Origin of the sequence: Roseixanthobacter pseudopolyaromaticivorans (assembly GCF_043195145.2) — a bacterium.
Taxonomy (GTDB): domain Bacteria; phylum Pseudomonadota; class Alphaproteobacteria; order Rhizobiales; family Xanthobacteraceae; genus NCEH01.
Genome location: NZ_CM195539.1, coordinates 5,138,997 through 5,158,616, shown reverse-complemented (window position 1 = coordinate 5,158,616; position 19,620 = coordinate 5,138,997). Strand labels below are relative to the sequence as shown.

Genomic DNA, 19,620 nt, shown 5'->3' with positions numbered 1-19,620 from the left:
TGTCATGGGCCGAATTTTCCGACGCCGGCTTGCGCCCGGCGGATGCCCGCACCGGTTTTGGCCCGGCGACGGCGGCCTTTTCGGAAAAATTGCTGTCCAGCACCGCAAGGGCGACCTTGGCGGCTTCCTGAATATGAAGGCGGCAGGCCTTCTCGGCCGCGTCCCCGTCGCCCGAGGCAATCGCCTCGTAGATGTCGCGGATTTCCACGATGCTGCGGGTGAGACGCCCGGGCTGGGTCATGGAGGTGAAGCGCAGCAGGGTGATGCGGTTGTGCAGGCTGGTGAGCATCTGCGTGACGAACACATTGTCGGCGCCGCTCATCAGCACCTTGTAGAACTGTGTCTTGGCCTCGATGAGCGCCAATTGCTCGTTGCTCTTCGCCGCCTTCACCAGCGCCTTGACGGTCTTGTCGAGCTCCTTGACCGCCTGCGGATCGTTGCGCTCCGCGAACTGGCGGCCGGCATAGCCTTCCAGCAGGGCGCGGATCTCGTAGAGCTGGCGCGCCTCCTGCGCCGAAATGCTGCTGACGATGGGGCCGCGGTGGGGAATGGTCTGCACCAGCCCCTCCGCCTCGAGCTGGCGCAGCGCCTCGCGAATGGAGGTGCGCCCGACCCCAATCAGCTCGCACAGTTCGCGCTCGACCAGCCGCTGGCCGGGCTTGAACAGGCCCTTGGCGATGGCGGCGCGCAGCTTCTCCTCCACCATGAGACGCAATGTCGCCGCTTGGCGCGTGATGTGTAGATCCTGATTGTCCATCGCCCGGCCTGCCAAACGTGCGGTGCCCTTTCGTTATAACAGGCATGGCCTTCAAACCGCTGTCAATCTCATATGAGCGTATTGTCTGATTGACTGAGAGATTTGACGTCGATAATTTCCCGCCACCAGCCACCCGCGGCGGCACAAAGCCGGCGAGCAAGCCAGATCAGAAATGCCGGGGCAGCCCTTCTCCTGGAAACGTTCATCGAGGAAGCCATGCGTATTCGCGCCGCCGTCCTGCGCGCCTCGCCCGTCGAGCGCCCCTATGCCGTGAACAAGCCGCTGAGCATCGAGACCATCGAGCTGGATCCGCCCGGCGCCGACGAAGTGCTGGTCAAGATCGCCGCCGCCGGCCTTTGCCATTCCGATCTTTCCGTCATCAACGGCGACCGCCCGCGACCCACCCCCATGGTCATCGGCCATGAGTGCGCCGGCGTGGTGGAGGATGTGGGCGCGGGCGTGAGCGACCTGAAGCGCGGCGACAAGGTGGTGATGAGCTTCCTGCCCACCTGCGGCCATTGCATGCCCTGCATGGAGGGCCGCGCCCAATTGTGCGAGCCGGGCCACGCCGCCAACGGACGCGGCACGCTGCTCTCCGGCGCGCGGCGCTTCCATTGCGACGACGGCGCCCAGCCCTATCACCACAGCGGCGTTTCCGCCTTTGCGGAATATGCCGTGGTCTCCCGCCGCTCGGTGGTGAAGATCGATTCGGACATCTCGCTCGTGGAAGCCGCGCTGTTCGGCTGCGCGGTGATGACCGGTGTCGGCACGGTGGTGAACACCTGCAAGGTGCGCCCCGGCGATTCGGTGGCCGTGGTCGGGCTCGGCGGCGTCGGCCTGTCCTCGGTGCTCGGGGCCGTGGCGTGCGGCGCGACCCGCGTCATCGCCATCGACCTCGCCCAGGACAAGCTGGACCTGGCCTTGCAGCTCGGCGCCACCGACGCCTTCCTCGCCACCGACCCCGAGATCGTGGAAAAAGTGAAGGCCGCGACCAAGGGCGGCGTCGACCACGCCATCGAGATGGCCGGCTCGGTGCGCGCCTTCGATCTTGCCTACAAGATCACCCGGCGCGGCGGCACGACAGCGACGGCGGGCCTCGCCAATCCCAATTCCCAGATCACCCTGCCGCCGGTGAACCTGGTGGGCGAGGAGCGCACTATCCACGGCAGCTACATGGGCAGCTGCGTGCCCTCGCGCGACATCCCCCGCTTCATCGCCCTCTATGAGCGCGGTAAGCTGCCGGTGAACCGCCTGCTCTCGGGAACCGGGCCGCTGGAGGAAATCAACGCGGCCTTCGACCTGCTCGACCAGGGCAAGGTCGTACGTCACGTCATCACCTTCTGAGATGGCCTGAAAGCTCGATTTCGAGCTGACAACCTGGTCCCGCAATGCCCGGCCCCGCGCCGGGCATTGCTATTTTGCGACCGCAATCCAGCGCGCGTCCGCACCGATTTCCACACCGTTTTCAAGACCTTTCCCCCGCGTTCCCGCCTCGCGGCCCCGCGACGCGCAAGAAACCCATTTTGTCGTGTTGACGGATTGTCTGATAGCAGGCAATCTTCTCACAAGATCAGCGACAAGCTGCGGGTTTCTTGGAGGAGACGTTCATGATTGCAAAGGCCGCCATGGCAGCGCTCAGCGCTGCCGTACTCGCGATCACCCCGGCATCCGCGGTTGAAAAACCCAAGGAGCTGGTGATCGGCATCACCACCTTCCTGTCGGGCCCGGCATCGGTCTTCGGCGTTCCCGGAAAGAACGCGGCGGACATGCTGATCGCCGATCTCAACGCCAAGGGCGGCATCCTCGGCGTGCCCGTGCGGGCGATCGTCATCGACGAGGGCGCCGGCGCCAACCAGCTGATGTCGGAATATCGCCGCGTGGTGCTGAACGAGGGCGCGCAGGTGATGCTCGCCTCGGTCTCCAGCGCCAATTGCCTGGCGCTGAGCCCGGTGGCGGAAGATCTGGAAGTCCCCAACATCCTGTGGGATTGCAGCTCGCCCCGCATTTTCGAGGACAATAAGTACAAGTATTCGGTCCGCACCCAGGCGCACACCGGCGCTGAAATGCTTGCGGCGGCGCTGTATCTCGTGAAGAACAAGCCGAACTTCAAGACCATCGCCGGCGTGAACCAGGATTACGCCGCCGGGCGCGACCAGTGGGGCCTGTTCCTCACCGCGCTCAAGGCCTTGAAGCCCGACGTGCAGGTGGTCGCCGAGCTGTTCCCGAAGTTCGGCGCGCCGGATTATTCCACCGAGATTTCCCGCCTCCAGGCCCTGAAGCCGGACGTGGTGGTGAACACCTCATGGGGCGGCGACCTCGACACCTTCGTCCAGCAGGCGGCGGCGCGCGGGTTCATGACCCAGAGCACCTTCGTCATGCCGCTCGGCGAAAGCTCGCTGGAGCGTCTGGGCGATGCGATGCCTGCCGGCGTTATCATCGGCGGCCGCGGGGACCATTACTTCCTGCACCCGAAGCATCTCAAGGACGCGGCGTTCCAGGACTTCGTGAAGCGCTATCACGACAAGACCGGCGCCTATCCCATCTATCCCGTGTTCCACATGGCCCAGGCGATCGCCGCGCTTCAGGACGCCTATGCGAAGGCCGCGAAGGACAATAACGGCCAGTGGCCTTCCAAGGATCAGCTGCTCGCCGCCTTCCAGAAGCTGAAGTTCCACGGCCTCACCAGCGACGTGACCATCCGCGAGGATCACCAGGGCCTGGAAGATCAGCTCATCGGCACCACCATCCGCGTGCCACAATATCCCTTCGCCATTCTGGACAACATCTCGATCTATCCCGGCGCGCTCGTCACCACCCCCATCGGCGACAAGTCCGCCGAATGGCTGAGCAAGATCAAGCCCGCGATGGCGAACGATCCGTCCATCGAAACCTTCGCCGCGGCGAAGTAAAGGGATCGGAGAGGCCGTCCGCATGTCCTTGGACATCATCCTTCTGGCCATGCTCGATGGCCTCTCCTACGGCGCCCAGGTGTTCCTGGTCGCTGTGGGGCTTTCCCTGATCTTCGGCGTCCTGCGGGTCGTCAACGTGGCCCATGGAAGCTTCTATGCCATCGGCGCCTATGTGGCGGCGTCGCTGGGCATCTGGATCGCGACCGCGGGCTGGAGCCCGTGGCTCTCCTACCCGGCCATGCTGGTCGCCGCGATCCTGGTCGGCGTGGTGGTCGGCGGCCTCCTGGAGGCGACGCTTCTGCGCCGCATCTACGGCAAGGAGCAGGTGCTCCAGCTTCTGGTGACGTTCGCCGTCTTCATGATTCTGGAAGACGTGCAGAAGGTCACATGGGGCGTGAAGCCCTATTTCGTGAACACGCCCCTGAGCCTGCTCGGCACGGTGAACGTGCTCGGTATCAATTATTCGATCTATCAGCTCGCGGTGATTCCGCTGGTGGCGCTGTGCGTGCTGGTGGGGCTGCGCTTTATCCTGCGCTACACCCGCATCGGCCGCATCGTCACCGCCGTGACCGAGGACCGCGAGGCCTCAATGGCCATGGGCGTGGATTCCAGCCGCGTCTATCTCTTCACCTTCATGGCCGGCGCCGCGCTCGCGGCCTTCGGCGGGGCGCTGGCCTCGGGCTCGACCTCGCTCGTGCCCGGCATGGGCTCCGGCATGATCATCCTCTCCTTCGCGGTCGCCGCCACGGCGGGCCTCGGCCAGATCGAGGGCGCGGCGGTGGCGGCGCTCATGATCGGCCTCGGACGCTCCATCGCGGTCTATCTCGCCCCGGAATTCGACGTGCTCATGCCGTATCTCATCATGTTCGTGGTTCTCCTGTTCAAGCCGCAGGGCCTGTTCAGCACCCTCCAGACGAGGAAGGTGTGATGCGCTTCGATCTCCTGCTCGGCGCGATCGCCTTCTGCGCGGTCGCCGGCGTTCCCTTCTTCATTCCCTGGGCGACGGTGATGCTCACCATCGCGCTCGGCGTGGGACTTGCGGTGCTTGGCGTCGTGGTCCTGCTGCGGGCGGGGCAGATCTCGTTCGGCCACGGCCTGTTTTATGCGGCCGGCGCCTATACCGTCGCCTTCCTGGTGCAGGCGCGCCTCGGACTCGACACGCTGCTGCTGCTGCCGGCGGGCGCGCTGGTCGCGACCGTGATCGCCATCGTGTTCGGCTTCTTCGCGGTGCGCTATCGCGACATCTTCTTCGCCATGATCAACCTCGCGGTGTCCATGGTCGCCTTCTCGCTGCTGGAAAAGCTCTATTCCATCACCGGCGGCGGCGACGGGCTCAACGTCGCGCGGCCGACGCTCGCGGGGCTCAAGCTCGGGCGCGTCTCGTTCGAATTCTGGATGTTCTACACCACGCTCGCCATCGTGGTGGTGGTCGCCCTCGCGGTGGGCCGCTATCTCGCCTCGCCGCTCGGCAAGGGGCTGGAAGCCATCAAGTCGAACGAGACGCGGCTTGAATATCTCGGCGTCTCCAGTGGGCGCATCCTGCACATCGCCTATGCGGTCTCGGCTTGCCTCGCCGGCCTCGGCGGCGGCGTCATCGCCATCGTCACGGGCCACGTGGCGCCGGAATTCGCCTATTGGGTCCGCTCGGGCGAATTCGTCTTCATCGCCATCCTCGGCGGCGCGGGCAATGTGGTGGGCGCGTTCGCCGGCTCGATCGTCTACGAGATCGTCCGCAATTACGCCGCCGCGTTCGCCGCCGACTATTGGCAGACCATTCTCGGCGTCTCGCTCATCGCCATCATCATGTTCGCGCCGCAGGGCCTGACCCAGCTGCGCTTCGGCAAGAGGAGGACCGGCGCGTGAAGCAGATCGTTCTCAAGGCCGACAATCTGCGGCTGCGCTTCGGCGGCGTGGTGGCGGCCGACGGCGCCTCCCTCACGGCCTATGCGGGCGACCGCATCGCCATCATCGGCCCCAACGGCGCCGGCAAGACCACCTTCGTCAACATCTGCACCGGCTATCTCAAGCCGCAGTCCGGCGCGGTGATCTTCGAGGGCAAGGACATCACCCCGCTTGCCCCGCGCACCATCGCGCGCGGCGGCATCGGGCGCTCGTTCCAGCTGCCGCAGCTGTTCCTCGAAAATACGGTGTTCGAGAACCTGCTGCTCGCGCTCTCCGCCCGCGAAGGCACCTGGCGGCCCTGGATGCGGCTCGACCGCCATCCCAAGGCCGACGAAATGCGCGACATGCTGGAGGTGATCGGCCTCAGCAAGGTCGGAGACCGGCCCGTGCGCGAACTGCCGGAAGGCATGCGCAAGCTGATCGACATCGCCGTCGCGCTCGCCCTGAAGCCGCGCCTCGTGTTCATGGACGAGCCCACCAGCGGCGTCTCCAGCCGGGAGAAGTTCTCCATCATGGATACGCTTGTGCGCGCCCTGGATCACAGCGCGACCACCGCCATTTTCGTCGAGCACGACATGGATGTGGTCTCCCGCTACGCCGATCGCGTGGCGGTGTGGACCGGCGGCAAGATCGCATTGGAAGGAACGCCCGAGCATGTGCTCAACGATCCCGACGTGCGCAAGAACGTGATCGGGGTCTGACATGCTCAAGATCGAACGGCTCTCCGCCCAGATCGAAGGCATCGAGGTGCTGCGCCATGCGGACCTCGAAATGCCCCAGGGCTCCACCATCGCCCTCATCGGCCGCAACGGCGCCGGCAAGACCAGCCTGCTGCGGTCCATCATGGGCTTCATGAAGATCACCGCCGGGCAAGTCACGCTCGACGGCAACAGCCTGGCGCAGGTGCCGCCCCATCGCCGGCCCTATCTCGGCATCGGCTATGCGCCGGAGGACCGGCGGCTCTACGGGGCGTTCACCCTGGAGCAGAACTTGCGCTTTCCCGCCGAGGTCATGCGCCTGCCGGAAGCGGAGGTCGCGCGCCGCCTGGAGCGGGTCTACAGCGTGCTGCCGGAATTGAAGGACATGCGCGAGCGCCCCGCCGCCGGCCTTTCCGGCGGGCAGGGCAAGATGGTGGCGCTCGGCCGCGCGCTCATGGCCGGCAACCGCATCATCCTGCTCGACGAACCGTTCCAGGGCCTCGCGCCGGTGCTGGCGATCCGCTACGGCACCGCGCTGCGGGCGCTGCGCGACGCGGACCGGGACATCACCTTGCTGATCACCGAATCCAATCCCAGCCTGCTGCGCGCCTTCGCGGACCGGATCTATGTGATCGAGCGCGGCGAGGTTTCCACCCTCGACAGCCTCCCCGGCTCCTCGCTGGAGGACGCCGGCCTCGGCAAGCACTGAGCCCGCGCGCGGCCGCCCCGCGCATCCCTGAAACGTAAGGACAAGACCATGTCACTGGATGGAAAAGTCGTCATCGTCACCGGCTCGGCGAGCGGCATCGGCCGGGCTGCCGCCGCGCTGTTCGTGCGGGACGGCGCGAAGGTGGTGATCGCCGACAGCAATGAGGACGCGGCGCGCGAAACCGCCGCCGCCCTCGGCCCGAACGCCCGCGCCATCCGCACCGACGTGAGCAAGGATGCCGACGTGCGGGCGCTCGTGGCCTTCACGCTGGACCAGTTCGGGCGCATCGACGTGCTGGTGAACAATGCCGGCTTCGGCTTCACCGGCACCGTGGTCAGCATTCCCGAAGCGGATTGGGACCGCCTCATGTCGGTCAATCTGAAGGGCGTGTTCCTGTGCTCCAAGCACGTCATTCCGGTCATGGCCGGCCAGGGCGGCGGAACCATCGTCAACACCGGCTCCTACACCGCTGCCGTGGGCATCGCCGACCGCGCGGCCTATGTGGCCTCCAAGGGCGGCGTCGTCGCCCTCACGCGCGCCATGGCGCTCGACCATGTGGACCAGAACATCCGGGTGAACGCCGTTGCGCCCGGCACGGTCCATTCCCCCTATTTCGACCGCATGTTCGCGCAGTCGGCCGATCCCGCCGGGATGAAGAAGGCGCTTGACGACCGGGCTCCCATGCACCGCATGGGACGGCCGGAGGAGATCGCCGAAGCCATCCTCTGGCTCGCCTCCGACAAGTCCGCATTCGCCACCGGCTCCACGCTCACCATCGACGGGGGCACCTCCATCTGGTGATGGCGGGCCTACATTCGTTTTTATAAGGAGATACCCACATGGCCAACACGCGTCCCCGTTCCGAAAAATTCGAAAAAGGCCTCCAGACCCGCCGCGAAGTGCTGGGCGAGGAATATGTCAACCGCTCGGTCGACAACGCGACCGACTTCAACTGGCCGCTGCAGGTTCTGACCACCGAATATTGCTGGGACAACATCTGGAACCGCCCGGGCCTCGACCGCCGCTCGCGCAGCATCCTGAACCTCGGCATGATCAGCGCCCTGAACCGCCCGCACGAGCTGAAGCTGCACATTCGCGGCGCCATCAACAACGGGCTGAGCAAGGAAGAGATCACCGAAATCCTGCTCCAGGTCGGCGTCTATTGCGGCATCCCCGCCGCCATCGATGGCTTCCGCATCGCCAACGAGGTGCTCAAGGAGATGGGTCTTGACTGATCCGGCGACATCCAAACCGGTGGTGGCCGTCATCGGCCTCGGCATGATGGGGCTGCCCATGGCGGCGTGCCTCGTCAAGGCCGGGTTCGAGACGCGCGGCGCTGATCTCTCGCCCGCCGCGCGCGACGCGTTCGCCGCCAGCGGCGGTGCGGCCTTCGCCGACGCGCGCGAGGCGGTGCGTGGCGCGGACATGGTCATCACCATGCTGCCCGACGGCAAGATCGTGCGCGAGGTGCTGGTGGGCGCGAACGCCCTGGCCGACCATCTCGCGCCGGGGACCCTCATCATCGACATGAGTTCCTCGGCGCCACTGGGCACGGCGAAGCTCGGGGAAGAGCTGGCTGCGAAGGGGCTGCGCCTCATCGATGCCCCCGTCTCCGGCGGCGTGCGCCGGGCCGTGGCCGGCACGCTCGCCATCATGGCGGGCGGTCCGTTGGAGGATGTGGAGCGCGCCCGGCCGGTGCTGGCCGCCATGGGCCAGTCGATCTTCGCCACCGGCCCGCTGGGGTCGGGCCACGCGATGAAGGCGCTGAACAATTACGTCTCCGCTGCGGGCCTCGTCGCAGCCGCCGAAGCCGTGATCGTCGCCAAGCGCTTCGGGTTGGACCCGAACGTGGCGGTGGACGTGCTCAATGCCTCCACGGGCAAGAATAACTCGACCGAGGTGAAGATGAAGCAGTTCATCATCTCCGAGACCTTCGGCTCTGGCTTCTCGCTCGCCTTGATGGCCAAGGACCTGCGCACCGCCGCCGAGCTGGCGGACCAGCTGGATCTTCCCGTGCCGGTCATCCAGTCCACCGCCGATCTGTGGGACGAGGCGAAGTCAGCGCTGGAGCGCGGCGCGGACCATACCGAGATCTATCGCTTCCTCGCGCAGCTTTCAGCCGCAAAGAGCTGATGCCGCGCCTCGGGAATGGGGGCCTGCCCGCATTCCCGCACCAGACCGCCGGGAGACATCGCCAATGAGCCAATGGGACGTGCTCGCAATCCATTATGGCACGGCCGAGCGGCCCGCGGCCGATCTCGCCCTGGAGGCGGATATCCACGACGCTCCCGGGCGCATCGATTATTTCGTCTGGCTGGTGCGTGGGCCGGGCGGCCTGTTCCTGGTGGATACGGGCTTCGGCCCCGCGGAGGGCGCGGCGCGCGGGCGCACCCTGCTGATCCATCCGGTGGAAGCGCTTGCCAGGCTCGGGATCGCCGCCGCCGACATCACGGACGTGATCCTCACCCACCTGCATTACGACCACGCCGGCAATCTCGATGCGTTTCCCAATGCGCGGTTCCACATCCAGGACCGGGAGATGGCCTATGGCACCGGGCGCTGCATGTGCCATGCCCGCATGCGCAAGCCGTTCGCGGTGGAAAATATCGTCGATGCCGTACACATGCTGTTCGCCGGGCGGCTGTGCTTTCACGATGGCGACGCGGTGCTCGCGGACGGCCTCTCGCTGCACCTGATCGGCGGCCATTCGCGCGGCCTCCAGGTGGTTCGCATTGCCCGGCCCGACGGTGTGGTGGTGCTGGCCTCCGATGCGCTCCACTTCGCCGCGTATCTGAAGTCTGCGGACGCCTTCCCGCTGTTCGCCGATTATCCGGACGTTCTGGAGGGCTATCGCAAGCTCCACGCGCTGGCGGGCCCGGGCGGCCTCATCGTACCCGGCCACGATCCGCAGGTGCTGCTGGATTATGCCCCGGAAAACCCGGCGCATCCGCACACGCTGCGGATCGCGTAAGGGTACCGTAGCCGGACGCCTTGCTCAGCCGTCCGGCTAGCCTTCCTGGCCGGCGAACTGCGGCGGCAGCTGGCCGACCTTGAACAAAATCGTCGGCTCGTCGTCATAATCGCCCATCTCGGCATCGCCGGACGAGGAGAAGGCGACGACGCCGGCACGGGTCTCCGCGAGCCGCTCCGCCAACCGCTCGGCGGCGCCGGCCGACTTGCAGGAGATCGGGGCATCGGCGATCAGGCGCTTGCCCTTGCCGGCCTTGAATCCCTGGACGATGTAGACCGTCTCGCGCGCCATGGCCTCTCCTTATGCGCCCGCGCTCGGGCACTGCGGTTCGCTGCGGCATGACGTGGTCATACTCCCGGCCCCGCGTACAGCGGCACCGTGCGGTTCCCCAGCATTTTGCGGCCGCCGGCGCCGAACGGGCCGCGCGCATTTATTTTCACGTCTGTTGTCGGCAGCGGTTTTCCCGCATCGTCCTTGGGTGCCAATGAGGGAAGCGCCATGCCGAAACTGATCTTCGTCAACCTGCCCGTTTCCGACCTGCCGCGTTCCAACGCCTTCTACGAGGCCGTGGGCGGGCAGAAGAATCCGCAATTCTCAGACGACACCGCCACCTGCATGGTGCTCTCCGAGACCATCCACGTGATGCTGCTGACCCACGACAAGTTCCGCACCTTCTGCTCCAAGCCCATCGCCGACGCGAAGACCAGCTGCGAAGTGCTGCTCTGCCTCTCGGCCGAGAGCCGGGACGAGGTGGACACCCTGGTCGGCAAGGCCGAAGCCAGCGGCGGCACCGCAGATCCCACCCCCACCCAGGATTACGGCTTCATGTATGGCCGCAGCTTCGAGGACCCCGATGGCCACATCTGGGAAATCATGTGGATGGACATGGAAGCCGCAACCGCCGCCATGGCCGCCGACCAACTCGTGCAGGGCTGAACCGCGCGGGCCTCCCCCGCATGCCAGCGAAAGGATGAGCCATGTCCAAGATTTCCCCTTGCCTGTGGTTTGAGCGGGAGGCGGAGGAGGCGGCGACCTTCTACGTCTCCCTGCTTCCGGAGTCGCGCATCGAACACGTGCAGCGCAACGTAAGCGACTCGCCGGGCGGCAAGGCCGGAACGGTTCTGGTGGTGGATTTTACCCTCGCCGGCCAGCGCTTCATGGCCCTGAACGGGGGCACGCGTGTCGAACACACCCATGCGGTCTCGTTCAAGATCGATTGCGCGGACCAGGCGGAGGTCGACCGCCTGTGGGACGCCCTGGCGGAGGGCGGCAGCATCGCGCAATGCGGCTGGCTGCAGGATCGCTACGGTGTGCCCTGGCAGATCGTGCCGCGCGTGCTGCCGCAATTGCTGGGCGATCCCGATCCCGCCAAGGCCCAGCGCGTGATGGCCGCGATGTTGGGCATGGTGAAGCTCGACATCGCCGCGCTGAAGGCCGCGCACGCGGGCACCCCGCCCGCGTGAGCCTTTCACATGCGCTCAGGCGCCTTTGCGGCGCCGGCCGTTGGGGCGCGCCGGCGGCGGCTCCGCCGCCGGCGCGCTCAGCGACCAGAGGGTCTCGAACAGCGCTGTCTGGAGCCGCGCGAAATCCTCGCTCTCGATCACCAGGCCGTAATTCTCGCGCTTGGACGAGATGATGGCGACCTTGTCGTCATAGACATATTGGGTCACCGACAAGGTGATGCTCTCGGGCGCGTAGCGCAGTTCCCGCAGGTCCTGCGGCGTGGATGGCCAGATGCGCTCGGTATCCTTGTGGCGCGAGCGTAGGACCTGGAGCTTGATGCCCTTCTTCAATCGCTCGGCGATGTAGGAATCCATCTCCTGCAGGCCCGGCGTCTCGATCAGCTCGTCCATGGAGAGGATGCCGCGCAGCACCTTGCTCTGGCAGGAGAGGGTCTCCCACAGCACGGTGCGCACGCCCTCTTCCCCTTCGTAAAAGCGGATCTGCGGCTTGCCCTTGGCGCGATTGTAGAGCGAGCGGATCTGCGGCATCAGATCGCCCAGCACCTGGCGGCGCAATTCCAGGCGCTGGAGCATGCCGACGGGATCCTCCGCGACGATGAAGCGGCGGCCCTGCCGCTCCTCCACCCGGATGAGTTCTTCCTGCTCCAGCCGGGCGAGCACGTCATAGGCGGTGGTGCGCGCAAGGCCGGCGCGGGCCGCCACCTCCTGCACCGGCGCCTCGCCCAGTTCCACGGCGGCCATATACAGCTTGAACAGCTTGCCGGTGATGCCGATCTTGGCGAACTTTTCCTCGATATCCATGGTGCCCTATGCGATTCAGGTGCTTCGCGGCACCGTACCGCAATCCGCCCCGGCCGGCGCGGCGGCGCCGGCAAAATATGGCGGATCGCCCGCGGAAAACGAACGCGGCCCGCTCAGCCCTTCAGGGCCACGGCGGTCTGCGGCGCCTCGTTGACGGTGAGGCTGAACACGTCCGGCCGGGCATAATTGCCGGCGACGTCGAAATCGAACTTGGCGCGGCCGAGCTCGTCCGTATCCAGCTCCGCCGTCAGCAGGCATTCCTCGTCGAACACCGGGCCGGCGAGCACATTGCCCAGCGGGCCGATGATCGCGGCGCCGCCGTGCATCACATAGGTCTCAGGGTCGACATCGATGGAGCAGCGATACTCGGCCGGGAAATCGCCGCGCTTCACCACCTGGCAGGTCGTAAGCACGAAGCAACGACCCTCCAGCGCGACATGGCGCATGGTGGGAAGCCAGGTTTCGCGGTCGTCTGCGGTAGGCGCGCAATAGAGCGAGACGCCCTTGGCGTACATGGTCATGCGCAGCATGGGCATGTAGTTTTCCCAGCAGATGACGGCGCCGATCTTGCCGATGGGCGTGTCAAAGACGGGCAAGGTGGAACCGTCGCCGAAGCCCCAGGCAAGTCGCTCGCCAGCCGTGGGCATCAGCTTGCGATGCTTGCCCACCAGCGTGCCGTCGGAGCCGAAATAGAGCACGGTGCAATACATGGTGCCGAGATCGCGCTCCATCACGCCCATCACCACGAAGCAATTGGCGGCGGCCGCCGCCTTGCCGAGCCGGTCGGTCTCCGGTCCCGGCACGGTGATGGAGGCATCGAGATAGCGGCGGAATTCATCGCGCCCGCGCACCGTGCGCACGCCGATGGAAATGTCGAAATCCGAGCCCTTCGGATAGACCGAGATGAAGGCCTCGGGAAACACCACGATCTGGCATCCCGCCGCGCCCGCCTTGGCGATCCACTCCTCCGCCTTGGCGATCGAGGCTTCGATGTCGAAGGGCACCGCGCCCACCTGGGCGACGCCGGCTTTTACAATCATGACACGCTCCGTTTGAAAGATTGGGCGCCGCTAGACGCCGAGATAGGCGCGCCGCACGCCGGGGTCCGCCTGCAGCTCCTGCGCGCTGCCGCTCAGCACCACATGGCCGGCTTCCAGCACGTAGCCGCGATGGGCGACGGACAGGGCGAGCACGGCGTTCTGCTCCACCAGCAGCACCGAGACGCCCTGCTTGTTGATGGCGCCGATGGCGGCGTGAAGCTCCTCCACCACGATGGGCGCGAGGCCGTGGCTCGGCTCGTCCAACAGCATCAGCTTGGGATTGCCCATCAGCGCGCGGCCGATGGAGACCATCTGCTGCTCCCCGCCGGACATGGAACCGGCCATCTGCGTGCGCCGCTCCGCGAGGCGCGGGAACAGGGCGAACACCCGGTCCATGCGCGCGGCAAGGTCGCGGCTGCGCCGGTCGCCATAGGCGCCCATCATGAGATTGTCGGTGGTAGACATGCGCGGGAAGACATGCCGCCCTTCCGGCACATGGCCGATGCCGAGCCCGGGAATGGTGTGCGCGAGGCGCCCGAGCAGGCTCTCGCCCTCGAACACGATGCTGCCGCGCGCCTTCGCGACCAGGCCGGAGATGCTGCGCAGCAGCGTGGTCTTGCCGGCGGTATTGGCGCCGAGGACCGCCACCGTCTCGCCGCGCGCGACATGAAGCGCAACGTCCTCCAGTACATTTGGTCCGCCGTAGGAGGCGCTGAGGCCCCGGATCTCAAGCATGGGCGCCTCCTGCCGCAGTCGTGCCGCCGGTCGCGGCGCCGTGCGCCGCCCCCTGGCCGAGATAGGCCTCGATCACGACCGGATCGTTCGCCACCTCAGCCGGTGTGCCTTGCGCGATCAGCCGGCCGAAATTCACCACCAGCAGGCGGTCGCACAAAGCCATGATGGCCCGCATGTGATGCTCCACCACCAGGAAGGTCAGCCCCTCGTCGCGCAGCGAGCGGATCACCGCCATCACCTCGTCCATCTCGCTTGGGGTGAGCGCCGCCATCACCTCATCCAGCAGCAGCACCTTGGGCTCCGTGGCGAGCGCGCGGGCCATCTCCACCAGTGCCTTCTGGGGAAAGGTGAGGTCGGCGACATCGGTTTCCGCGATCGCCCCGAGGCCGAGCCGCTCCAGCACCGCGCGGGCGCGAGCCCGGGCGCTCGCCAGATCGTGGCGCAACAAGGCGGCGGTCAGCACGTTTTCCAGCACGCTCATGTCGGGAAACAGCGCCGCGTTCTGGAACGTCTTGGTCATGCCCCGGCCGGCAACCCGGTGGGGCTTGAGGCCGGAGACTTTCTCGCCGCCCAGCAGCACCTGGCCGGAAGTGAGGCGCTGAAGCCCTACCAGCGAATTGAACAAGGTGGTCTTGCCGGCGCCGTTGGGCCCGATCAACCCGACGATCTCGCCGGCCTTGAGGGTGAAGGAAATGCCGTCCACCGCCTTCAGCCCGCCGAACGTCACGGCGATGGCCTGCGCTTCCAGCACGGGCGTGTGCGCGTTCATCTCACTGGCCTCCCTTGGCGAGCGCCGGTTCGGTATGCGGGACGATCGTAGGCGGGGCCTTGCGGCTCCAGCGCTTGGGCCAATAGGCCATAATGCCGCGCGGCTGGATGAGAATGGCGGCGATCAGGATGGCGCCGAAGACGAGCTGGGAGAGCCCCGCCGCCTTGGAGGAGAGGACGGCGTTCGCCGCCTCCTCCAGCGGGATCAGGAACAGCGCGCCGATGATCGGCCCGGCGAGGGTGCCGAGCCCGCCGACGATGGCGATCATCGCCATGCGCACCGAAACCCCGGCCAGCGAGAAAATGGAATCGGGATCGAAGAAGAAGGTGAATTGGGCGAACACCGAACCGCACACGGCGGTGAGCGCCGCCGAGATCACGCTGGCGGTCAGCTTGACGCGGAACGTATCCACGCCCGCCACTTCCGCCGCCGCCTCGTTCTCGCGCACCGCCCGCAGCCGATAGCCGATGGCCCCGCTCGCCAGCAGGCGGAACACCAGGCACACCAGCACCAGCAGCCCGAGGATGATCCAATAATAGGACGACACCGCGCGAAACGCGAAGTTCAGCGGCTGGCTGCCCACGAAGGGGATCGACAGTCCCACCGGCCCGCCTGTGAGGCCCGCCCAGGAATTGGCGATCACCCGCATCACCTCGGCGAAAGCGAGGGTGGCGAGGGCGAAATAATGCCCCTTCAGGCGGAAGGTCGGCAGCGACAACAGCGCCGCCGCCAGACCCGCAAGCGCCGCACCCGCCACCAGCCCCAGCCAGGGCGAGATGCCGAGCCGCAGGTAAAGCAAGGTCGAAGTATAGGCGCCGATGCCGAAGAACGCGGCATGGCCGAGCGAGATCTGGTTCGCGAGCCCGCCGACGATGTTCCAGGATTGGGCGAGCGCCGCGAACAGCAGCGCCATGGCCGCCACCCGCAGCACATGGCCGCGCGGGTCCACATAGAACGGCAGCAGGGCGGCCGCGACGAAGAACAGGAGGAGGAGCACCAGCCCCGGCGTGAGTTTCGCGCGCATGGCTCAGGCGCCCTTGATGAGGCCCTGCGGGCGCAGGGCGAGAACGGCGATGAAGATGACGAACAGGCAGAGATTCTGGAGCTGGATGGGGAAGAACAGGGTGGAGACCGACTGCACGATGCCGACCACCAGCCCACCGGCCAGCGCGCCCGCGACGCTGCCCAGCCCGCCCAGCACCACCACCGTGAACATGACCACCACGAACTGGCCGCCGATGGTGGGGCTGACCGTGATGTAGGGCAGGATGACCGCGCCGCCGAAGGCGGTGAGCGCGACCCCGAGGCCGAACGCCACCCCATAGGTGAGGCGGGTGTCGACGCCGGTCAGCGTCGCCGCCATGGGGTCCTGCGCCACCGCGCGGATGGCGCGGCCGGTCCAGGAGCGGTCGAGGAACAGCCACAAGGCCGCCGAGAGGAACAGCGCGGCCGCGAATGCATAGAGATAGGGCGCGCCCACGAAGATATCGCCCAGCCGGAAGCCCTGCACCTGGTAGGGCACGCTGACAGAGCGGAAATCCGAGCCGAACAGCATGAGCGCGGCATTTTCCAGCACGATCAGCAGGCCCACGGTGAGAAACACCTGGGCCGCCGGCGGCGCCTTCAGCACGCGGGCGATCAGCAGCCGCTGGACCAGATAGCCGACGACGAACACCACGACGAAGGACAGGACCGAGCCCAGCAGCGGATCGAGCCCGAGATAGCGCCAGGCGAACCAGGCCACATACATGCCGAGCATCAAAAATTCGGCCTGGGCGAAATTGACGACGCCCAGCACGCCGAACACGAGGGACAGGCCCGTGGCGATGACGCCATAGACCCCGCCCAGAAGGATGCCGTCGATCAAGGATTGCAGCATGATGTCCACCGGGATGGGAAGGGGGAAGCCCCCTCCCGCGGGAGAGGGCACGGCGACGGGAATGCGGCTCAGGGCACCGGCTTGCCGGCCCACACCGGCTTCTGCTTCGCCGCCTTCGGCGGATAGACCGTGACCGGCTCATCGCCACGCCACTGCACCATGATGGGGAAGGCCGAGGCATTGAGGCCATTGGCGTCGAACTTCACGCAGCCGCCCGGCACGCCGCGCGCGAAACCGGCGCAATAGTCCAGCGTGGCCAGCGCGTCGCGGATCTTCTCGGGATCCTTCGACTTGGCCTTCTCGATGGCCTGCACCACCGCATCCAGCGCCGCCGCGTGGATGAGCGCCTCCTGGGTGATGAAGGTGCCGTATTTTTCCTTGTACTTGGCGGCAAGGTCCGGGATCAGGTCGCCCGAGGCGGCAGCCACCGAGAGCACGCCCTCGGCATATTCGCCAAGGCCCTTCTTGAAGTCCGGGATGATGTAGCCGGCCGCGCCGCCGACCACGGGAATGTCGATCTGCTGCTGGCGCAGCGCGCGGATGATCAGCAGGCCGTCATTGAGATAGGACACGGGAAACGCCATCTGCGCGCCGGACGCGCGAAGCTTGTTTACCAGCGGGGAAACATCCGTGATGCCGAGGGGATAAGCCTCGTCGAGCACCACCTGGACGCCGGCCTTGGTCGCCGCCGCACGCAAGCCCTTGGCCTGGGCGGTGCCATAGGCCGTGTCCTCATAGAGGATGGCCACCTTCTCGATCTTCTCCCCCGCCGCCTTGGCGATCTCGATGGCGGAATTGAACTGCGCTTCGCCGAAGACCGTGCCCTTCGGAGACACCTGGAACACGTATTTGTAGCCGCGCTCGGTGATCTGGTCGGCGAAGGCGAAGGTCACCAGAGGAATGCCGGCGCGCTCCGTCACTTCGGATGCCGCCAGCGTGGTGGAGGAAACAAAGGCGCCGATGACGGCGCTGACATTGTTCTGGGAAATCAGGCGCTGGGTGGCCGCGGCCGCGGTCGCGGGGGTCGGAACGTCCGCCATGACGAGGCTGATCTTGGCCCCGCCGAGAGCCTTGATGCCGCCGGCCGCATTGATCATTTCCGCCGCCAGCTCGGTGCCGCGCTGCGAACCGATGCCGAACTGCGCATTGGGACCGCTGAGCGGCTGGATCACGCCGATCACCACGTCTTCCGCAGCGAGCGCGCGCGTCACCGCGGCTGTGCCGCACATCGCCAGGCCCATGAGGCCGGCCAGAACAAGGCGCCGGCGGACGGTCGCTTGGAACATGATGTTCACCTCGCAGGAGAGGGTCTCTGCGGACCCGATGCGGACGAACCTAGGGCATGTCGGAATTTTTCGTCAATCTCTGATACCCGTCGAAAATTCAGCACCCGCGCTCAAGAACGCATCAATTTCATTTAACATATTGATTTTTATCATTTTAAAATGCCTATAAAATTATCTTAAAAGCCAGAATAGCCGCAAATTATGTGTGTCGGAATTTTTAGACGAGTATCCCTCTTACCAAAAACGGCCTTCGCAGCACCGAATACCGCTTTCCAGCCCGCCATCCCGCCGATTGTCGCTCATGATCGACTTCTTTTTTAAGCGATAAAACATATGATAATGCTTATTTTTTAGAGAATATCGGGATAAAAATATCGCTTATCGTCGGAAAAAATTGACAACTGTCTCACTTCGTTTCCATTCTATGCCCGCCTTCAAAAAAGACGGGAACAAGCACATGCGCGACATCTGGAGCGGGAGCCGGGCGGCAGCGATCGCCGTCGGCGTCTCCCTGGCCTGCCTCACCCCCGCCGCCGCACAGGAGAGCGTGAAGATCGGGGTCGTCCTGCCGCTCAGCGGCCCCAACGCCCAGTTCGGGGTCAACAGCCGCAACGGCATCGAGATGGCGGCGGACGCCATCAATGCATCCGGCGGCCTCAAGGGGCTGGGCGGCGCGAAGATCGAACTGGTCTATGCCGACGTGCCGAGCCCGGCGACGGCCGCCGCGGCCACCCAGCGCCTGCTCAGCCAGGACAAGGTGGTGGGCATGCTCGGAGCGTTCGTCTCGTCGGTGACGCTTGCCGCCTCGGAGGTGACGGAGCGCGCCGGCATCCCCATGATCACCCATTCTTTCGCCGACCAGATCACGTCGCGCGGCTACAAATACATCTTCCAGGTCTCGGCCAAGGCGACCACCTACGGACAGGCACAGTTCGATTATGCGGCGGCGCTGGCCAAGAAGGCGGGCGCTCCGGTCACCAAGGTCGCGATCTTCTATGAGGACACCGCCTATGGCACCGCCCAGGCGAAGGGCCTGCGCGAAGCGGCGAACAAGGCCGGCATTCCCCTGGTGGTGGACGAGGCCTATCCCCTCGGCATCACGGATGTGGCGCCGCTCATCAACAAGCTGCGTGCTTCGGGGGCGGACATCGTTTTCCCCGTCTCCTATTTCAACGACGCGCTCCAGATCATCCGCGCCATGCGCCAGCAGAAGATCGAGATGCCGATCGTCGGCGGCGCCGCAGGATACATCATTCCCGATTTCGCCAAGGGCCTCGGCGAATATGCCGACGGGGTCTTCTCCATCGCGCCGGCCAATTACGACCTCGCCCCGGCGCTCGCCGCCAAGTACAAAGAGAAGTACGGGACCTTCATGACCCACGAGGTCATCATGTATGGCGCCGCGCTCGAACACATGGCGAAAGCCATCGACACCGCCAAGTCGCGTGATCCCGACAAGATCCGCGATGCCATCGCCGCTTTGAAACTGTGCGGCGAGGGCTTCGCCAAGGGCATTCCCGGCGGCTGCACCGCCTTCGATGCCACCGGCCTCTCCAGCACCGCCTATCCCATCTTCGTGGAATGGCGCGGCGCCGATCTCGCGACGGTCTATCCGTTTGAGACCGCCAAGGCCGCCGCGCGCTGGAACGGCAAGACCCTCAACTGATATCCTCGGGCCGCGACGCGCACCAGACGCCGCGG

At 66.0% G+C, this 19,620-nt stretch carries 22 protein-coding genes and 1 pseudogene; 13 read left to right on the top strand and 10 right to left on the bottom strand.

Annotated elements, in window-relative coordinates; translation table 11 throughout:
* Window positions 1-88: 88 nt before the first annotated feature.
* Window positions 89-757: pseudogene (locus tag V5F68_RS24155) on the bottom strand (GntR family transcriptional regulator); the annotation flags it as partial.
* Window positions 758-973: 216 nt separating this feature from the next.
* Here V5F68_RS24155 and V5F68_RS24150 point away from each other — a divergent pair.
* The 10 genes from V5F68_RS24150 (at window position 974) to V5F68_RS24105 (ending at window position 9,946) form a co-directional block, all read left to right on the top strand.
* Window positions 974-2,101, top strand: a complete 1,128-nt coding sequence (locus V5F68_RS24150; protein WP_348845318.1) for a zinc-dependent alcohol dehydrogenase family protein — start codon at window positions 974-976, stop codon at window positions 2,099-2,101.
* Between the two features lie 263 nt (window positions 2,102-2,364).
* Complete coding sequence (locus V5F68_RS24145; RefSeq protein WP_394012829.1) at window positions 2,365-3,666, top strand: ABC transporter substrate-binding protein; 1,302 nt, start codon at window positions 2,365-2,367, stop codon at window positions 3,664-3,666.
* 22 nt (window positions 3,667-3,688) lie between these two features.
* A complete protein-coding gene (locus tag V5F68_RS24140) occupies window positions 3,689-4,594 on the top strand; it encodes a branched-chain amino acid ABC transporter permease (RefSeq protein ID WP_394012830.1) in 906 nt (301 codons plus the stop codon).
* Window positions 4,594-5,529: a branched-chain amino acid ABC transporter permease gene (locus tag V5F68_RS24135; RefSeq protein ID WP_394012831.1), complete on the top strand. Its 936-nt coding sequence runs from the start codon at window positions 4,594-4,596 to the stop codon at window positions 5,527-5,529. The genes V5F68_RS24140 and V5F68_RS24135 overlap by 1 nt, the downstream gene beginning before the upstream one ends.
* On the top strand, window positions 5,526-6,269 hold the full coding sequence (locus tag V5F68_RS24130; protein ID WP_394012832.1) for an ABC transporter ATP-binding protein: 744 nt from the start codon (window positions 5,526-5,528) through the stop codon (window positions 6,267-6,269). Before V5F68_RS24135 ends, V5F68_RS24130 begins: the two co-directional genes overlap by 4 nt.
* Window position 6,270: 1 nt before the next feature.
* The gene (locus tag V5F68_RS24125; protein WP_348845323.1) at window positions 6,271-6,975 is read left to right on the top strand and encodes an ABC transporter ATP-binding protein; all 705 of its coding nucleotides are present in this window, start codon (window positions 6,271-6,273) and stop codon (window positions 6,973-6,975) included.
* A 48-nt stretch (window positions 6,976-7,023) separates the two neighbouring features.
* Window positions 7,024-7,776, top strand: a complete 753-nt coding sequence (locus V5F68_RS24120) for an SDR family oxidoreductase (RefSeq protein WP_394012833.1) — start codon at window positions 7,024-7,026, stop codon at window positions 7,774-7,776.
* 38 nt (window positions 7,777-7,814) lie between these two features.
* Window positions 7,815-8,210 carry a carboxymuconolactone decarboxylase family protein gene (locus V5F68_RS24115; RefSeq protein WP_348845325.1) on the top strand — a complete coding sequence of 132 codons (396 nt, stop codon included), beginning with the start codon at window positions 7,815-7,817 and terminating at the stop codon, window positions 8,208-8,210.
* Between the two features lie 46 nt (window positions 8,211-8,256).
* Window positions 8,257-9,108: an NAD(P)-binding domain-containing protein gene (locus tag V5F68_RS24110; RefSeq protein WP_509274723.1), complete on the top strand. Its 852-nt coding sequence runs from the start codon at window positions 8,257-8,259 to the stop codon at window positions 9,106-9,108.
* Window positions 9,109-9,172: 64 nt separating this feature from the next.
* Window positions 9,173-9,946, top strand: coding sequence for an N-acyl homoserine lactonase family protein (locus V5F68_RS24105; protein ID WP_394012835.1), 774 nt, complete (start codon window positions 9,173-9,175; stop codon window positions 9,944-9,946).
* Window positions 9,947-9,982: 36 nt separating this feature from the next.
* Here the strand turns inward: V5F68_RS24105 and V5F68_RS24100 are convergent, their stop codons facing one another.
* The gene (locus tag V5F68_RS24100; RefSeq protein ID WP_394012836.1) at window positions 9,983-10,237 is read right to left on the bottom strand and encodes a hypothetical protein; all 255 of its coding nucleotides are present in this window, start codon (window positions 10,235-10,237) and stop codon (window positions 9,983-9,985) included.
* Window positions 10,238-10,293: 56 nt separating this feature from the next.
* Window positions 10,294-10,467: a hypothetical protein gene (locus V5F68_RS24095; RefSeq protein WP_394012837.1), complete on the bottom strand. Its 174-nt coding sequence runs from the start codon at window positions 10,465-10,467 to the stop codon at window positions 10,294-10,296.
* Between V5F68_RS24095 and V5F68_RS24090 the strand changes: the two genes are divergently transcribed.
* On the top strand, window positions 10,445-10,882 hold the full coding sequence (locus tag V5F68_RS24090; RefSeq protein WP_394012838.1) for a VOC family protein: 438 nt from the start codon (window positions 10,445-10,447) through the stop codon (window positions 10,880-10,882). The genes V5F68_RS24095 and V5F68_RS24090 overlap by 23 nt on opposite strands.
* A gap of 41 nt (window positions 10,883-10,923) precedes the next feature.
* The gene (locus V5F68_RS24085; RefSeq protein WP_394012839.1) at window positions 10,924-11,409 is read left to right on the top strand and encodes a VOC family protein; all 486 of its coding nucleotides are present in this window, start codon (window positions 10,924-10,926) and stop codon (window positions 11,407-11,409) included.
* A 15-nt stretch (window positions 11,410-11,424) separates the two neighbouring features.
* Here V5F68_RS24085 and V5F68_RS24080 read toward each other — a convergent pair whose 3' ends face one another.
* The 7 genes from V5F68_RS24080 to V5F68_RS24050 form a co-directional block, all read right to left on the bottom strand.
* On the bottom strand, window positions 11,425-12,210 hold the full coding sequence (locus V5F68_RS24080) for a TrmB family transcriptional regulator (protein WP_394012840.1): 786 nt from the start codon (window positions 12,208-12,210) through the stop codon (window positions 11,425-11,427).
* Window positions 12,211-12,323: 113 nt separating this feature from the next.
* Window positions 12,324-13,250 carry a carbon-nitrogen hydrolase family protein gene (locus tag V5F68_RS24075; RefSeq protein WP_394012841.1) on the bottom strand — a complete coding sequence of 309 codons (927 nt, stop codon included), beginning with the start codon at window positions 13,248-13,250 and terminating at the stop codon, window positions 12,324-12,326.
* Between the two features lie 30 nt (window positions 13,251-13,280).
* Entirely contained in the window at window positions 13,281-13,985 is a 705-nt protein-coding gene (locus V5F68_RS24070; RefSeq protein WP_394012842.1) for an ABC transporter ATP-binding protein, read from the bottom strand.
* Window positions 13,978-14,754, bottom strand: coding sequence for an ABC transporter ATP-binding protein (locus V5F68_RS24065; protein ID WP_394012843.1), 777 nt, complete (start codon window positions 14,752-14,754; stop codon window positions 13,978-13,980). The genes V5F68_RS24070 and V5F68_RS24065 overlap by 8 nt, the downstream gene beginning before the upstream one ends.
* Before the next feature lies 1 nt (window position 14,755).
* Window positions 14,756-15,778 carry a branched-chain amino acid ABC transporter permease gene (locus tag V5F68_RS24060; RefSeq protein WP_394012844.1) on the bottom strand — a complete coding sequence of 341 codons (1,023 nt, stop codon included), beginning with the start codon at window positions 15,776-15,778 and terminating at the stop codon, window positions 14,756-14,758.
* Window positions 15,779-15,781: 3 nt separating this feature from the next.
* Window positions 15,782-16,633, bottom strand: coding sequence for a branched-chain amino acid ABC transporter permease (locus V5F68_RS24055; RefSeq protein ID WP_394012845.1), 852 nt, complete (start codon window positions 16,631-16,633; stop codon window positions 15,782-15,784).
* Between the two features lie 68 nt (window positions 16,634-16,701).
* Window positions 16,702-17,919 (bottom strand): ABC transporter substrate-binding protein, encoded by a 1,218-nt coding sequence (locus V5F68_RS24050; protein WP_394012846.1) that lies wholly within the window; start codon window positions 17,917-17,919, stop codon window positions 16,702-16,704.
* A gap of 457 nt (window positions 17,920-18,376) precedes the next feature.
* Between V5F68_RS24050 and V5F68_RS24045 the strand changes: the two genes are divergently transcribed.
* A complete protein-coding gene (locus tag V5F68_RS24045; protein WP_394012847.1) occupies window positions 18,377-19,585 on the top strand; it encodes an ABC transporter substrate-binding protein in 1,209 nt (402 codons plus the stop codon).
* Window positions 19,586-19,620: the final 35 nt, after the last annotated feature.

Excerpts from the sequence above, each read along its gene's own strand:
- V5F68_RS24120 (WP_394012833.1), top strand. The coding sequence starts at position 7,024 with ATGTCACTGGATGGAAAAGTCGTCATCGTCACCGGCTCGGCGAGCGGC.
- V5F68_RS24065 (WP_394012843.1), bottom strand. The coding sequence starts at position 14,754 with ATGAACGCGCACACGCCCGTGCTGGAAGCGCAGGCCATCGCCGTGACG.
- V5F68_RS24110 (WP_509274723.1), top strand. The coding sequence starts at position 8,257 with ATGGGGCTGCCCATGGCGGCGTGCCTCGTCAAGGCCGGGTTCGAGACG.
- V5F68_RS24080 (WP_394012840.1), bottom strand. The coding sequence starts at position 12,210 with ATGGATATCGAGGAAAAGTTCGCCAAGATCGGCATCACCGGCAAGCTG.
- V5F68_RS24090 (WP_394012838.1), top strand. The coding sequence starts at position 10,445 with ATGCCGAAACTGATCTTCGTCAACCTGCCCGTTTCCGACCTGCCGCGT.
- V5F68_RS24100 (WP_394012836.1), bottom strand. The coding sequence starts at position 10,237 with ATGGCGCGCGAGACGGTCTACATCGTCCAGGGATTCAAGGCCGGCAAG.
- V5F68_RS24115 (WP_348845325.1), top strand. The coding sequence starts at position 7,815 with ATGGCCAACACGCGTCCCCGTTCCGAAAAATTCGAAAAAGGCCTCCAG.
- V5F68_RS24140 (WP_394012830.1), top strand. The coding sequence starts at position 3,689 with ATGTCCTTGGACATCATCCTTCTGGCCATGCTCGATGGCCTCTCCTAC.
- V5F68_RS24125 (WP_348845323.1), top strand. The coding sequence starts at position 6,271 with ATGCTCAAGATCGAACGGCTCTCCGCCCAGATCGAAGGCATCGAGGTG.
- V5F68_RS24105 (WP_394012835.1), top strand. The coding sequence starts at position 9,173 with ATGAGCCAATGGGACGTGCTCGCAATCCATTATGGCACGGCCGAGCGG.
- V5F68_RS24150 (WP_348845318.1), top strand. The coding sequence starts at position 974 with ATGCGTATTCGCGCCGCCGTCCTGCGCGCCTCGCCCGTCGAGCGCCCC.
- V5F68_RS24070 (WP_394012842.1), bottom strand. The coding sequence starts at position 13,985 with ATGCTTGAGATCCGGGGCCTCAGCGCCTCCTACGGCGGACCAAATGTA.
- V5F68_RS24135 (WP_394012831.1), top strand. The coding sequence starts at position 4,594 with ATGCGCTTCGATCTCCTGCTCGGCGCGATCGCCTTCTGCGCGGTCGCC.
- V5F68_RS24045 (WP_394012847.1), top strand. The coding sequence starts at position 18,377 with ATGCGCGACATCTGGAGCGGGAGCCGGGCGGCAGCGATCGCCGTCGGC.
- V5F68_RS24060 (WP_394012844.1), bottom strand. The coding sequence starts at position 15,778 with ATGCGCGCGAAACTCACGCCGGGGCTGGTGCTCCTCCTCCTGTTCTTC.
- V5F68_RS24085 (WP_394012839.1), top strand. The coding sequence starts at position 10,924 with ATGTCCAAGATTTCCCCTTGCCTGTGGTTTGAGCGGGAGGCGGAGGAG.
- V5F68_RS24050 (WP_394012846.1), bottom strand. The coding sequence starts at position 17,919 with ATGTTCCAAGCGACCGTCCGCCGGCGCCTTGTTCTGGCCGGCCTCATG.
- V5F68_RS24075 (WP_394012841.1), bottom strand. The coding sequence starts at position 13,250 with ATGATTGTAAAAGCCGGCGTCGCCCAGGTGGGCGCGGTGCCCTTCGAC.
- V5F68_RS24055 (WP_394012845.1), bottom strand. The coding sequence starts at position 16,633 with ATGCTGCAATCCTTGATCGACGGCATCCTTCTGGGCGGGGTCTATGGC.
- V5F68_RS24145 (WP_394012829.1), top strand. The coding sequence starts at position 2,365 with ATGATTGCAAAGGCCGCCATGGCAGCGCTCAGCGCTGCCGTACTCGCG.